This is a genomic window from Azospira restricta (assembly GCF_016858125.1).
GTDB lineage: Bacteria > Pseudomonadota > Gammaproteobacteria > Burkholderiales > Rhodocyclaceae > Proximibacter > Proximibacter restrictus.
Map to the genome: position 1 here is coordinate 2,887,380 of NZ_CP064781.1, position 11,245 is coordinate 2,898,624.

The 11,245-nt window shown below is 71.4% G+C and carries 7 protein-coding genes; 1 reads left to right on the forward strand and 6 read right to left on the reverse strand.

Annotation, left to right across the window (positions count from 1 at the left end):
- Positions 1-44 precede the first annotated feature (44 nt).
- Positions 45-266, forward strand: a complete 222-nt coding sequence (locus IWH25_RS13950; protein ID WP_338022669.1) for a VF530 family DNA-binding protein — start codon at positions 45-47, stop codon at positions 264-266.
- On the opposite strand, the gene IWH25_RS13955 is transcribed toward IWH25_RS13950, so the two are convergent.
- The 6 genes from IWH25_RS13955 to IWH25_RS13980 form a co-directional block, all read right to left on the reverse strand.
- A complete protein-coding gene (locus IWH25_RS13955) occupies positions 263-4,369 on the reverse strand; it encodes a PAS domain S-box protein (protein WP_203386391.1) in 4,107 nt (1,368 codons plus the stop codon). The two genes, IWH25_RS13950 and IWH25_RS13955, sit on opposite strands and share 4 nt — an antisense overlap.
- Positions 4,366-6,597, reverse strand: coding sequence for a PAS domain-containing protein (locus tag IWH25_RS13960; RefSeq protein ID WP_203386392.1), 2,232 nt, complete (start codon positions 6,595-6,597; stop codon positions 4,366-4,368). Before IWH25_RS13960 ends, IWH25_RS13955 begins: the two co-directional genes overlap by 4 nt.
- Positions 6,594-9,134: an EAL domain-containing protein gene (locus tag IWH25_RS13965; RefSeq protein WP_203386393.1), complete on the reverse strand. Its 2,541-nt coding sequence runs from the start codon at positions 9,132-9,134 to the stop codon at positions 6,594-6,596. The genes IWH25_RS13960 and IWH25_RS13965 overlap by 4 nt, the downstream gene beginning before the upstream one ends.
- A 77-nt stretch (positions 9,135-9,211) precedes the next feature.
- Positions 9,212-9,709 carry a TPM domain-containing protein gene (locus tag IWH25_RS13970; protein WP_203386394.1) on the reverse strand — a complete coding sequence of 166 codons (498 nt, stop codon included), beginning with the start codon at positions 9,707-9,709 and terminating at the stop codon, positions 9,212-9,214.
- Positions 9,709-10,566 carry a TPM domain-containing protein gene (locus tag IWH25_RS19230; RefSeq protein WP_203386395.1) on the reverse strand — a complete coding sequence of 286 codons (858 nt, stop codon included), beginning with the start codon at positions 10,564-10,566 and terminating at the stop codon, positions 9,709-9,711. Before IWH25_RS19230 ends, IWH25_RS13970 begins: the two co-directional genes overlap by 1 nt.
- A 9-nt stretch (positions 10,567-10,575) precedes the next feature.
- The gene (locus tag IWH25_RS13980; RefSeq protein WP_203386396.1) at positions 10,576-11,166 is read right to left on the reverse strand and encodes a LemA family protein; all 591 of its coding nucleotides are present in this window, start codon (positions 11,164-11,166) and stop codon (positions 10,576-10,578) included.
- Positions 11,167-11,245 lie beyond the last annotated feature (79 nt).

Below are 11,245 nucleotides of genomic sequence, written 5' to 3' on the forward strand. Positions count from 1 at the left end.
GCAATCCCCTGCACGGCCTGACGCTGGCACGGCTGCTGAACGAGTTGGTCGCCTTCTACGGCGGGCAGATGCTGGCGAAGCAGAGCGACATCCGCGGCTTCACCCACGCCCCGAGCATCGCATCCAGCCTGAAGTTTCTCCGCCGCACGCCGTGGGTGCGCGAGCGCATCGGGTCGCTCGACCTCGACATGCCGCGCCGGGCAAGGGCGGCTGACGGCGGGCATACGGGATCTGGCCGGGCCGGCCGACGCCTGCGCGCCGGCTAGCCGCGCCGCAGCGCGCGCACCCGTTCCAGCGCCGCCGGGTAGTCGTAGCTCTCGATCGACTGCTCGAGCGGCGCGAAATCGATGCCCAGTGCCTGCCGCAGCTGCGGCGCGGCGGCGACGAAGACGCGGTTGATCGTCGCGTCGTCGCGCGCCAGCAGCGCCTCCAGTTCGGCGAGCAGCGCATCGAGCGCGGCCGATCCGCCGCCTGCCGGCGCCGCCGCCGGCAGGCCGGGCAAGGCCCTGCGCAGCCCCTCGACCAGCGCCGTCAGCGCCAGCTCGAGCGCCGCCGCCAGGCGGTCGATCTCCGCCGCCGGCTGCCGCTCGCGCGCGGCGGCCTCGAGCGCCGCCGCCGCGGCCTCGACGCCGCCGGCACCGAGCGTCGCGGCGACCCCCTTCAGCGTATGCGCGAACTGGCGGACCGCATCGGCGTCCTGCGCGTCGACCAGCGTTCGCAGCTGTCGCGCGTCGTCGCCGTGCAGTTGCTCGAAGCGGCGCAGCAGGTCGACATAGCGGCCGACACGGCCGAGCACGGTGCGCAGGCCGGCCTGCGTCTCCAGCCCGGGAATCGCCGCCAGCCGCTGCAGCAGCGCGTCGTCGTCGCCGGCAGCGGCGTCGGCGCCGCTCTCCGGCAGCCGCGCCGGGGCGCCGGGCAGCCAGCGCAGCACGATCGCGAACAGCGCCTCGGGGTCGACCGGCTTGGCGATGAAGTCGTCCATGCCGGCCTCCAGGCAGCGCTGGCGGTCCTCGCCGAAGGCGTTGGCGGTCATCGCCAGGATCGGCGTCCGCCGGCCGCCGGGCAGCGCGCGGATGCGCCGCGTCGCCTCGATGCCGTCCATCACCGGCATCTGCATGTCCATCAGGATCGCGTCGTAGGCGTGCGCAGCGGCCATCTCGAGCGCCTGCGCGCCGTTGTCGGCGAGGTCGACGGCGAGGCCGGCCTCGCGCAGCAGGTCGCGCGCGACCTCCTGGTTGATCGGGTTGTCCTCGGCAACCAGCACCCGCGCGCCGGCGCGCAGCCGTCCCTTCGGCGCCGGCACGGCGGCTTCCGGCGCCGGCGCGACCTCGTCGACGACGTCGTAGAGCAGGCGCGTCAGCAGGTCGTTGACCGACGACAGCGTCGCCGGCTTGCGCAGCAGGTGGGTGAAGCCGACGCCGGCCAGCGCCTCGCGCACGCCGGGCAGGTCGGGCACCACCGCCAGCAGTCGCGGCGCATGGCAGCGCAGCGGCAGCGACAGCAGCTCGCGCGTGACGTTGCGCTGCATCAGCTTGGCGGTCTGCCAGTCGAACAGCGCGACGTCGATCGGCTGCTGTTCGCCGTCGGCGGCGGCGATCGCCGTCAGCGCGGCGTCGATGCTGCCCGACTCGTCGACGCGCATGCCCAGCGTCTGCAGCATCTGGCGCATCACCGCGCGCGCCGCCGGGCTGCCGTCGACGAGCAGCGCACGGCGGCCCTGCAGCAGCGCGGTGACCCAGTGGTGCGCCGGCCGTTCGCTCTTGCCCAGGCGTGCGGTGAACCAGAACCGGCTGCCGACGCCCGGCTCGCTGTCGACGCCGACCTCGCCGCCCATCAGACCGGCGAGCAGGCGGTTGATCGACAGGCCGAGGCCGGTGCCGCCGTAGCGACGGGTGATCGAGGTGTCGACCTGCTCGAAGGAGCGGAACAGGCGCGCGCGGTCCTCAACGGCGATGCCGATGCCGGTGTCCTCGACCTCGAAGCGCAGCAGGACGTCGTCTGCGCCCTCCTCGACCAGCCGTGCGCGCAGCGTGATCGTGCCGCTTTCGGTGAACTTGACGGCGTTGCCGGCGTAGTTGAGCAGCGCCTGGCGCAGGCGGGTGGCGTCGCCGAGCAGGTGCGGCGAACCGGCCAGCGCCGGCTCGATGTCGATCACCAGTTCCAGCCCGCGTACCTGCGCGCGCTCGGCGATCAGCGCGGCGACGTTCTCGAGTACCTGCGTCAGGTCGAACTCGGCGACCTCCAGCGTCAGCTTGCCGGCCTCGATCTTCGACAGGTCGAGGATGTCGTTGATCAGCGCCAGCAGGTGGTGGGTGGCCTCGACGATCTTGTCCAGCCGGTCGCGCTGCTCGGGCTCGGTGATGTTGTGCTGCAGCAGGTGGGTGAGGCCGACGATGGCGTTCATCGGCGTGCGGATCTCGTGGCTCATGTTGGCGAGGAAGGCACTCTTCGCCTGGCTCGCCGCCTCCGCCAGCCGGCGCGCCTCCTCGAGCTCGACGGTGCGCTGCGCGACCAGTTCCTCGAGATGGTGGCGGTGCTGGTCGAGCTCGACGCCGATCCGCTTGCGTTCGGTGATGTCTTCCTTGACCGCGACGTAGTGCGTGATCGTGCCGTCCGGCTGGCGCAGCGGCGTGATCACCGCGAACTCGTAATATTCCTCGCCGCCCTTGCGCCGGTTGATCAGTTCGCCGCGCCAGGCGCGGCCGTGCGTCAGCGCGTCCCACAGCGCGACGAAGCTCTCCCGCGGCGTCTTTCCGGAATTCAGCAGCCGCGGGTTGCGCCCGAGCACCTCGTCGCGGCCGTAGCCGGTGACGTGGACGAAGGCGTCGTTCACGTATTCGATGCGAGCCTCGACGTCGGTGATGACGATGCTGTTCGGGCTCTGCTCGATCGCCAGCGACAGCTTGCGCAGCTCGCTTTCCGCCGCCTTGCGTTGCGAGATGTCGCGCACCATCGCCAGGATCCGCGGCTGACGGCCGATATGCGCGAAGCGCAGGCTGACCTCGGCCCAGAACAGCCGGCCGTCGCTGGCGCGCGCCAGCCATTCGAAGGTGTGCGCCCCGTCGCGGCGGGCGGCATCGACCATCGCCCCGATCCCGGCCGGCGTGAAGGGCGGCGCGCCGGCGCCGAGCGCCTCGATCGAGAGGTGCTGCGCCTGCTCGCGCGAATAACCGTAGATCTCGCACATGCGGCGGTTCACGTCGAGGATCTGCCCGCTGTCGGCATCGTGGATGATGATCGCGTCGCTGACGTTGTCGTAGATCTCGCGGAAGCGGGTCTCGCTTTCGCGCAGCGCGGCGAGCGAGCTTTCCGCCTGCCGTCGCGCGGCGAGCGCGTCCTCCATCAGGTTCAGCGCCGCCAACCGCGCCTGCTGTTGCCCGGCCAGCGCCGCCGCCTGCGCCGCAGTGCCGGCGGCGGCCTGCCGCGTCACTTCGTCGGCGGCAGCCTCCGCCGCCTGCCGGGCATTGCGCATTTCCGCGTAGAGCTTGAGGTTGTCGAGCCCGACCGCCATCGCCTTGGCCACCGCCTGCTGCAGCTCCAGCTCCTCGTCGCTCGCCCGGTGCCGCGTCGCCCAGTAGCAGCCGATCGCGCCGACCGGCTGCTCACGCCCGATCGGCACCATGCACAGGCTCTGCACGAAGGTCGGGCGGTAGGCCGCGTGCGGGATCCGCGGATCGGCGTAGATGTCCTCGATCACCACCGACTCGCCGTGCAGCATCGACCAGCCGGAGATGCAATCCTCCAGTGGGAAGCGCTGTCCCTTCCACAGCGGGCCGATGGCGTCCTCGTCGACGTAGTGGCACTGGTCGCCGTCGCGCATCACTAGCGTCGCGCCATCGGCGCCGGTCAGGTCGCGCAGCGCATGGCGGATGATCGCCATCAGGCCGCCGAGGTCGCGCACGCCGGCGACGTCCTCGACGATGCCGGCCAGTCGCCGCAGCCGCTCGGCGTTGCGTAGCACCTGCTCGCGGCTCCGGCGCAACTCGTCGAGTGCCGCCTCGACCTGCCGCCGGCGCTCCCGCTCCTGCCGGCGCGCACGGTGCAGCGCGCCGCTGAAGACGCTGACCAGGATGCCGTAGGCGATCAGGACCAACCACAGGAAAAGGTCGTGGCCGGCGGCAATGGCGAACTGGCCGACCGGCGGAATCAGGAAGAATACGGTCAGCAGCGCGCTCAGCGCGGTCGCCAGCAGTCCCGGGCCGAGGCCGCCGAGCAGCGCGGCGCCGATGATCGGCAGCGTGAACAGCAGCAGCAGCGGCCGGTCGCCGAAGGCTATCGGCAGTTGCTGGCGCAAGAGCAGCGTCAGCACCGGCAGCACCAGCGCCAGTACGTAGGCGCCGATCCGCCAGCGACGCTCGGCCGCGTTCATTCGCCGTCCCCGCCGGTGTCGGCGAAAGCCGCAAGGTCATACGGCGGCGCACGCCCGAGCTCGACCGAGAGGTCGTTGATCCGCCGCTTGAGCGCGATCATCTCCAGCTCGCGGCCGACCATCGCGCGGTTGAAGCGCTCCAGCTCGGCGTTGCGCGCCGTCAGTTCGTCGGCCTGGCGCTGCTGCGCCTCGGCCGCTGCCTTGCGGTCGGTGATGTCCTCGCCCGAGCTGAGGGTGCCGACGATGCGGCCGCGGTCGTCGGTGAGCAGCGCGTTGTGCCAGGCCAGCAGGCGCTCGCGGCCGTCGCGGCAGCGCACCGCGTTCTCGAAATACTCGTGCAGGTTCAGCTCGCCGGCCATGATCCGGCGAAACAGCGGAAACACCTGCTCCAGCCCCTGGGGCTGCACGAGGCACAGCTCGAACCAGTTGCGGCCGAGCAGCTCCGCCTCGGCGTAGCCGAGCAGATCGCAGCCGAAGCGGTTGATCATCGTCACCCGCCCGTCGGCGTCGAGCGCGACCATCAACACCTGCACGGTGTCGAGGTAGCGCTGGTGGAGGTCGCGCTCCTGGCGCAGCGCGCTCTCCGTCTCGGCCAGCCGCGTGATGTTGCGGGAGATGCCGAAGACGCCGACAACCTCGCCGTCGGCGTTGCGCAGCGGCCCCTTGGTGGCGAGGAAGACGGTCTTGCCGTCGACGGTATCGAGCGCTTCGTGGAAGGAACTCGCCGCAGCGCCGCCCATCGCCGTGCGGTCGTCGGCCATGATCTGCGCTGCCTGCGCCTCCGGAAAAAGCGCCGTATCGTCATGCCCGAGCACCTCGGCGGCGCGCTTCCCGGTCAGGCGTTCGGCCTCGCGGTTGAACAGCAGGTAGCGGCCGGCGGTGTCCTTGGCAAAGATCGCGTCGTTCGAGCCGTTGGCGATCGCTTCCAGCAGCTGCAGCGCCCGCAGTTTTTCCGCCTGTTCCTGGCGTTGCAACTGGGCATGCTGCAGCTCGCGCCGCTGGAAGAACAACAGGCCGAGGACCAGCGCGGCAAACCAGGTGAGCAGGCCGGAGAAGCCGATCCACAGGCTCTCCTTGCGCGCGGCGCCGAAGGCCTCGTCGCGGTCGACCTTGGCCACCAGCCACCAGGCGGTGCCGGCGACGCTGCGGGCGACGCCGATCACCGGCACGTCGCGGTAATCGTGCCCGTCGAGCAGCGTCCCCGGCCGGTAATCGGGCGCCAGCGCCTGCACGCCGAGCACGCGCCGGTCGGTCAGCGGCTTGCGCGCGGTCAGCGCCTTTTCCTTCGCATGCTGCAGCTCGTTGAGGAAGACGATGCCGTCGCCGTCGCGGCGGAAGAGGATGACCTCGGCGCTGGCGCTCGGCGTCGGCCACGCCTGCAGCAGGGGAAACAGCGAGTTCTCGACGTCGACGCGGAGGACGAGGACCAGCCCCGGCGCCGGCAGCAACGGCGCGACCAGATCGAAATGGACATGGGCATGCCCTTGCTGCTCGACGCGGAACAGGTCGGTCGAGCGCACCTGTCCCGCCGCCAGCGCCTCGCGGACGGTCGCCTGCAAGCGCTGCTCGGTCTCGTGCAGCGGCGCGCCGACGTTGGCCAGGATCTCGCCCTGCGCATCGGCGACGGCGACACCGGCGTAACCCATCGCCGCGCGGTAGGCCTCCAGCCGTGCCAGCAGCTGCCGGCGCCCGCCGCCGTCGCCCTGCCGGCGCAACGCCGCCGCGCCGGCGCCGTCGAGCAGGGTGCTGCGCGCCGCCTCGGCATCGCGGTGGCGCTCGGCCAGCCAGTCCTCGACCTGCGCCGCCTTCAGCTCGGCCACCGAGCGCAGGAACTCGCCCTGGTGACTCCGGTGCTGCTGCCAGCTCTGCGCGATGCCGCCGCCGGCAAGCGCCAGGAACACCGCCGAAAACAGCGCGACGCTGACGATCAGCCCGCGCCGCGGCAACGTGTCCGTCGCCGTTGCGGCGGCAGCGCCGTCGTAGCGCTGCGCCAGGCGCAGCACGAGGAAGAACAGCAGCACCGAGGTGACCGCGACGAAGAGCAGGCCCTTGATCGTTCCCGCCGCGCGCAGGCTGTCGACGTCGGCGAACAGCCAGCCCAGCGCGCGGTCGGAGAGCAGGATCCACAGCGCGGCGAAGAACGCGTAGAGCGCGACGATGCGCACGATCGCGCGCAGCACCTCCGGCGGCAGCGCGCGCGTGCGGGCGAGCGCCGGCGGCAGCTTCACGACGCCCTTCCCGAGCGGTGCGCGTGGCGGATCTCGTAGCGGCGGAAGGCGTCGCGCACGACCTCGACCAGTTCCATGTCGTCCCACGGCTTGGTCAGGAAGCGGAACAGCTCGCCGGAGTTCACCGCCTGCGTCACCGCCTGCAGGTCGGTGAAGCCGGAGAGCATGATGCGCACGGTGTCCGGGTGCATGTCGCGGACGCGGCGGAGGAACTCGGCGCCGGGCATCTCGGGCATGCGCGCGTCGGAGATGACGACGCCGACTTCGTGCGTGGCGAGCAGTTCCAGCCCTTCGGCGCCGCTGCCGGCGGTGAGGACGGTGTAGCCCTGGCGCCTGAGCACGCGCTTCAGTGCCGCGATGATCGACGGCTCGTCGTCGACGAGGAGGATGCTGCGCCCCGGCGATTCGGCCGCGGCCGGCAGCGCCAGCCGCCGCCCGGCGGTCAGCAGCGCCTCGAAATCGGCGGCCGGCAGCGGCCGGCTGAACAGGAAGCCCTGCATCTCGTCGCAGTTGCCGGAGCACAGGAAGCCGAGCTGCGCCTCGCTCTCGACGCCCTCGGCGATCACCGCCAGCCCCAGGCTGTGCGCCAGCGAGATGATGGCGCGCGCGATCGCCGCGCTGTTGGGGTCCTGGGTCAGGTCGCGAACGAAGGACTGGTCGATTTTCAGGCGGTCGATGGCGAAGCGCTTGAGGTAGCCGAGCGACGAGTAGCCGGTGCCGAAGTCGTCGATCGACAGCGTCACGCCGAGTTTCTTCAAGCCCTCGGTGACGCGGAAGAAGGCCTCGGCGTCGGCCATCAGCATGCTCTCGGTCAGCTCGAGCTCGAGCGAGCGGGCGTCGAGCCCGGTGTCGGCGAGGACGGCGCGCGTCAGCGCGACGATGTCCTGCGCGATCACCTGCCGCACCGACAGGTTCACGGCGACGGTGATGGCCGGCAGCCCGGCCGCCTGCCAGGCGCGGTTCTGCGCGCAGGCCTGGCGCAGCACCCATTCGCCGAGGCGGACGATGAGCCCGCTCTCTTCGGCCAGCGGGATGAATTTCGCCGGCGGGATCAGCCCGTGCCGCGGATGCTGCCAGCGCACCAGCGCCTCGGCGCCGACGATCGCGCCGCTGATCAGGCTCAGCTGCGGCTGGAAGTGCAGGACCAGTTCGCCGTTGTCGATCGCGCGCCGCAGGTCGTTCTCGAGGTCGAGCCGCTCCAGCGTGCGCGCGTTCATCTCGACCGCGTAGAAATGGTAGCCGTTGCCGCCGGCGGCCTTGGCCCGGGCGAGCGCAGCGCCGGCGTTCTTCAGCAGCGCCTCGGGGTTGCCGCCGTCGCGCGGATAAAGCGCGACGCCGATGCTGGCGGAAAGGAAGCAATCCCGTTCGCCGACGCGGTAGGGTTCGGCCAGCGCCTCGAGCAGCGGCTGCGCCAGCCGGCGGACCTCGTCGGCGCCGCCGCTTTCCATCGCCAGCACGAACTCGTCGCCCTCGACGCGCGCCAGCGTGACGCCGGCGGGAACGCCGGCGAGCAGCCGCTGCGCCGCCGCGCGCAGCAGCGCGTCGCCGGTGGCGTGGCCAAGCGCGTCGTTGGCGCTCTTGAAGCGGTCGAGATTGAGCGCCAGCACCGCCAGCATGTTGCCCGATTCGCGGCAGCGCTCGACCCCCTGCGCCAGACGGTCGCCGAGCAGGTTGCGGTTGGGCAGGCCGGTCAGCGCGTCGAAGTTCGACTTGCGCTCGATCTCGGCGATGTAGCGCTTGCGCTCGCCGATGTCGCGGAACGAGACCACCGCGCCGAGGATGGCGTCGGCCTCCAGCATCGGCTGGCAACTGAGTTCCACCGCCAACGTCTCGCCGTCGCGGCGCACGAAGCGCTCCTCGATGTCGCGCGCGGCGAGGCGGCCGGCGAGATAGTCGGGCAGCGCGCAGGCATCGCCGGCCGCGTGGCGGTGCACGAGGGCGTGCGCGTTGCGGCCGAGCAGTTCCTCCCGCGCATGGCCGAGCATCGCCGCGGCGGCCGGGTTGATGAAGACGATGTCGCCGGCGGTGTCGGTGCCGAAGATGCCCTCGCCCGCCGACATCAGGATCAGCTCGCGTTGCCGGTTGCGCTGCGCGACCTCGGCCTCGAGCCAGGCGTTCTCGTCGCGCAGCCGGTCGCGCGCGCGCTTCAGCTCGAGGTGCGTATGCACCCGCGCGAGCACGATCGCCGGGCGGATCGGCTTGGTGATGTAGTCCACGGCGCCGAGCTCGAGGCCGTGCCGCTCGTCCTCGCTGGCGCTGAGCGCGGTGATGAAGATCACCGGGATGTCGCGCGTCGCCGGGTCGGCCTTGAGGCGTTCGACCACCGCGTAGCCGTCCATCTCCGGCATCATCACGTCGAGCAGGATCAGGTCCGGCCGCGGTTCGCTGGCGGCGACCGCCAGCGCCCGCGCACCGCTGTTGGCGGCACGGACGGTGTAGTGCGGCTGCAGCAGTTCGCTCAGGACGCCGAGGTTTTCCGGCGTGTCATCGACGACGAGCAGGGTGGCCCGGTCCGACGGTGGCGCTTTGTTCTTCACGGCTGGGTAGGCGTCCGCTATGGGTGATCCGACCCGGCCATCTTACACCGCTCCAACCCATGCGGATAATCCGCGGACTACAGCAGCAGCGGCCGGTCCGGCAGTTCGTTCGGGTTGGCCGCCGCCGGCGGGAAGTGCGCCGCCAGCGCCGCGGTGATCTCGCCGATCGCGGCGAGCGCGCCGGCTTCGAAGCGCCCCGCGTGGAAGGCCGCCTGCACGCGGCCGCAGACCGCCTCCCAGAAGGCCTGGCCGACGCGCGCATCGATGCCGCGGTCGGCGACGATCTCGACCTTGCGGTCGAGCAGCTGGACGTAGATCAGCACGCCGCTGTTGGCCTCGGTGTCCCACACCCGCAGCTGCGCGAAGAGTTCGATCGCACGTTCGCGCGCACTGCGCCCGGCGAGCAGGTGCTGCGGCGGCAGCGCCGCCTCGACGACGAAGCGCAGCTCGCCGGTGTGCTGCCGCTCGGAGGCGGCGATCGCCGCCTCGAGCGCCGCCAGCGTCGCCGGCGGGAAGGCGCGCATCGCCCACCACTGGGGCACCAGCGCATGTCTGAGAAAACGTACGACGTCCATCACCAGTCCCCCGAGGCACCGCCGCCGCCGAAACCGCCTCCGCCGCCGGAAAAGCCGCCGAATCCGCCACCGCCGGAGCCGCCCCACGAACCGCCGGAAAAGCCGCCGAAGCCGCGCCCGCCCGAGAGCAGCGCCAGCACGAAGACGACGACGCCGGCGATGACCGCGATCAGCAGCGACGAGGCGATCGCCATCACGATGAAGCCGGCGAGGCCGCCGACAGCCGCGGCGCCGAGGAAGCGGCCGAAGATCGCGCGCAGGATGCCGGCGACGACGGTGACCAGCACCAGGCCGACGACCAGGATGTCCTGGATATCGAAGCCGTCGCCGCCCTGCCCCGTCGTGCCGCCGGCAGCGCCCTTCGCCGGCGGCAGCGGCTCGCCGCCGACGACCGCGAAGATGCGCTCGACGCCGGCGTCGATGCCCTCATAAAAGCGGCGCTCGCGGAACTGCGGGGTGATCGTCTCGGCGACGATGCGCTTGGCGGTGGCGTCGTTGAGCGCGCCTTCGAGCCCGTAGCCGACCTCGATGCGCAGCTTGCGGTCCTGCTTGGCAATGAGCAGCAGGGCGCCGTCGTCGACGCCCTGGCGGCCGAGCTTCCATTGTTCGGCGACGCGGATCGCGTACTGCTCGATGGCTTCCGGCTGCGTCGTCGGCACCAGCAGCACGGCGATCTGCACGCCCTTCTCGCGCTCGAAGGCGGCGAGCTTGGTTTCCAGCTGGCTGCGCTGCTCGCTGCTGAGGGTCGCGGTGAGGTCGGTGACGCGCGCCGTCAGCGCCGGCACCGGCTGCAGGTCCTGCGCGCCGGCGAGCGCCGCCCAGCCGGCGAGCCACAGCGCAGCGAGGACGCGGCGCATCGGAACGGCTTACTTGCCGAAGTCGACCTTCGGCGCCGCCGAGATCGCCTTCTCGTTGTCGACGGTGAAGTTCGGCTTCACTTCGTAGCCGAAGACCATCGCCGTCAGGTTGTTGGGGAAGGTGCGCACGGCGACGTTGTAGGTCTCGACCGCCTTGATGTAGCGGTTGCGGGCGACGGTGATGCGGTTCTCGGTGCCTTCGAGCTGCGCCTGCAGGTCGCGGAAGGCGGCGTCGGCCTTCAGGTTCGGGTAGTTCTCGGCGACCACCAGCAGGCGCGACAGCGCGCTGGAGAGGCCGGCCTGCGCCTGCTGGAACTGGGCGAAGGCCTGCGGGTTGTTGATCAGCTCGGGCGTCGCCTGGATGCCGCCGACGCGGGCACGTGCCTCGGTGACCTGCGTCAGCACCTCTTTTTCGTGGCTGGCGTAGCCCTTCACGGTGTTCACGAGGTTGGGCACCAGGTCGGCGCGGCGCTGGTACTGGTTGAGCACTTCCGACCAGGCGGCCTTCACCTGTTCGTCGGTGGTCTGGAAGGTGTTGTAGCCGCAGCCGGACAGCAGCGCGGCGGCGAAGGCGAGGACGGCGAGCAGGCGGAAGCGCATGGTCTGACTCCAGGAGAAAATGCCGGACGGATACGGTACCGCAAATGGTGCCGCCCGGGCGGAATTTCAAGGCGGCGCG

Excerpts from the sequence above, each read along its gene's own strand:
- IWH25_RS19230 (WP_203386395.1), bottom strand. The coding sequence starts at position 10,566 with ATGCGCCGCGTCCTCGCTGCGCTGTGGCTCGCCGGCTGGGCGGCGCTC.
- IWH25_RS13970 (WP_203386394.1), bottom strand. The coding sequence starts at position 9,709 with ATGGACGTCGTACGTTTTCTCAGACATGCGCTGGTGCCCCAGTGGTGG.
- IWH25_RS13980 (WP_203386396.1), bottom strand. The coding sequence starts at position 11,166 with ATGCGCTTCCGCCTGCTCGCCGTCCTCGCCTTCGCCGCCGCGCTGCTG.
- IWH25_RS13955 (WP_203386391.1), bottom strand. The coding sequence starts at position 4,369 with ATGAACGCGGCCGAGCGTCGCTGGCGGATCGGCGCCTACGTACTGGCG.